General features: G+C 50.3%; 1 pseudogene. It reads left to right on the forward strand.

Going from position 1 to position 362, the window contains the following annotated elements:
* A pseudogene (locus tag BZG25_RS15780) lies at positions 1-362 on the forward strand (IS110 family transposase); the annotation flags it as partial.

Here is a 362-nt window from a genome sequence, read left to right on the forward strand (position 1 = left end):
TTTCTCTTCACGCGGTGGATGACCACGGAAAAGTCATTCTCCATAAATCTGTTTCACGCGCTAAACTACTGGCTACATTAGCAAATATGCCTACGATGTGCATAGGTATTGAGGCCTGCAGTGGGGCACATTATTGGGCCAGAGAATTCAACAAGCTCGGCCACGATACCCGCATCATGGCCGCAAAGTACGTCGGTCCTTATCGCACAAAAGAAAAAAATGACCTGAACGATGCCGTTGCCATTTGTGACGCTGTTCAGCGCCCAAACAGCCGGTTCATTCCTGTTAAGTCACCCGAACGCCAAGCGATTCTCGCGACTCATCGTGTACGTGAGCATTGGGTCAATGAACGTACCGCCCTC

This window comes from Salinivibrio sp. ML198, assembly GCF_001996015.1.
GTDB lineage: Bacteria > Pseudomonadota > Gammaproteobacteria > Enterobacterales > Vibrionaceae > Salinivibrio > Salinivibrio siamensis.